A 2,310-nucleotide genomic window follows, 5' to 3' on the forward strand; every position below is an offset into this window, starting at 1 on the left:
AGACTCATTACTAGAAAACACAATTTCGCAGTTAAATGGAGTGAGTCATAGTATTTTTTAAGCCTGATGTATTTATCTCCGATTCAAGTTCAAAAACGATTTGGGTATCATCCGAAAACATTAGCTGACTGGGCAAATGCCGGAAAAATAGAATATATCAAGTCTCCTGGCGGACATCGCCGTTACCGACTCTCTTCCCTAGAAGGCATCACGTCAACAGTGGATAGCCGAATAGTTGTCATCTACGCCAGGGTTTCAACACATTCTCAAAAACAGGACTTACAGGCGCAAGCGAAGTTGTTGACCGATTCCCGCACAGGTGAAGTTATTAAGGAAATTGGGTCGGGGATGAACTTCAGGCGTCGTAAGTTCCTCAAACTTATGGAGCGTGTTGCTAATAATGAGATTGCCGAAATAGTCGTAGGGCACAAAGACCGCTTGTGTCGGTTTGGTTTCGAGTTTGTAGAGTGGTATGCTGTGCTACATGGATGCAAGATAACAGTGCTGGGGAAAACCGAACTTAGCCCGTATCAAGAGTTGATGCATGACTTTATGAGCATTATGCATTGCTTCTCGTCCCGCCTCTACTTCCTGCGTCGTTACAAGGAAGAAATCAAAATTGACCCGGAAGCAAATCTTTCTTCATCCCTGGATGAATCGGAGTTAAACGTAGTACAGTTGTAGGAGGTCGATAAAGTGGAGTAAGAATCATGGCACTAACTAAGCTCAAAGGTCACAGGATAGAGACAAAAACGTTACGCAGCAAGCTTTTACGTAATGATTTTGACTTAAGCGAAACCAATAAGATGTTTAGCGACGTGACATTGTTCTTTCTGCTTGTCATCAAAGAAGACCCGGACGGTGTTTGTACGCACGGTATTGACTCCAAGCGTTACTACGAGCCACGTTTTTTTGGTGACCGGCCAACGCAAACCTTTCCATTTGAGGTTCCCCAAACATTTCGCAGAGCGGCTTTATCTAAGGCTTGCGGTATCTACAAATCTTGGAAGAGTAACTACGATAATTGGGTAGCTCTTGTTGAAAAGCGCAAAGCTCGCCGGACGGAATCTTCCGCCCGGCAGACTTTGGGCAAAGTTAACAAACGCGGGAAATCAGACAAGAAACACTGTCCGCCTATCCTTCCCACGAGGCTTCTGCTGAATGCGAACTTGTATTCAGGGATGTTCAAGGAAGACACAGGAACCACCATTGTGCTAAAAATCCTGGTCAAAGGTCAGTGGAAGTGGGTTAAGTTTACCTACAAAAGTGCAGCAATACACTCAGAGTGGAAAAAGTCAACACCAGCCATCATTACGAAGCCCGATGGCTCTGTGTGGCTCAACTGGACAATTGAACGTTACTGCATAGCAACAGGTGGCATTAAAACACTTATGCAGGATGGTAACAGAATTTGTGCGGTTGACACTGACTTAGACGGTGAGATTATGAAGGCGGTGATCCTAGACGTAGACGCTGATGGCTCTGTAAACGAATTAGCCAGAACCACATTGAGTGGTCACAGAAGCCATGTTAAGCGTAGGAAGTTACGTTTAGGTAAGATTGCCAAGTTAATGAGCAAAACAGGTCTAATCATCAAGGGTTTTGCATCAACTCGCTGGGAACAAATCAAGCGTTGTGAACGTGAAGCAGCAAATCAACTATCAGCACAGTTAATCGACTTTGCTCATCGTTGGAGATGCGCGGTCATCGTGTTTGAGTTTCTGGGCAACCTCAAACCTCAACTCGGTAGATACTCCAGACGTTCAAACCAAAAACGCGCTTACTGGCTCAAGTCCAAAGTCATGGATGAAACTTCCAGAAAGGCACGCCAAAACCACAACATCCTCAGTGCAAAAGTCAATCCCCGCAACACTTCAAAACTGTCGGCGAAGGATGGCTGCGAAGTGCTCAGGACAAGTGATATGGATGTTGCCGAGTTGATGGCAAACAACCCTAAAGTCTGGGACAATTTCAAGCGCACACACGGCTATCATCCTGGAAGCTTGGCTGTAACCCGTAACGGCTATATCATCAATTCTGGATATAACGCGGCTAGAAACATCGGCATTAAATTTCTAACGCGATACTATGAAAGCCCAACTCTGGTAACACAGGGGTTTGATAAGGTTGCAAGCAAGGTCACTGGCTAAGTGTACTCCAATCTTATCAAAGGGAATGTGTAGATTCCCAAGTCTTTCCTACTTCACTACGCTCCTATCGGTAGAGGCAAGTCCTCAAACGCTGGTGGAAGCGACTACAGAGGAGAGTTTGAAAAAAGAGATTCCGGTTTATTCCGTTTTCTCGCTACAC

Annotated in this window: 2 protein-coding genes; both read left to right on the forward strand. The window is 45.2% G+C overall.

Features of this window, described 5'->3' with window-relative positions; translation table 11 throughout:
* Positions 1 to 66: 66 nt before the first annotated feature.
* Positions 67 to 684, forward strand: coding sequence for an IS607 family transposase (locus ACM0OZ_RS48495; RefSeq protein WP_414590098.1), 618 nt, complete (start codon positions 67 to 69; stop codon positions 682 to 684).
* Between the two features lie 26 nt (positions 685 to 710).
* Complete coding sequence (locus tag ACM0OZ_RS48500) at positions 711 to 2,150, forward strand: hypothetical protein (protein ID WP_414590099.1); 1,440 nt, start codon at positions 711 to 713, stop codon at positions 2,148 to 2,150.
* The last annotated feature ends 160 nt before the right edge of the window (positions 2,151 to 2,310 follow it).

The sequence above is a fragment of the Scytonema sp. PCC 10023 genome (assembly GCF_963920835.1).
GTDB lineage: Bacteria > Cyanobacteriota > Cyanobacteriia > Cyanobacteriales > Nostocaceae > Kalymmatonema.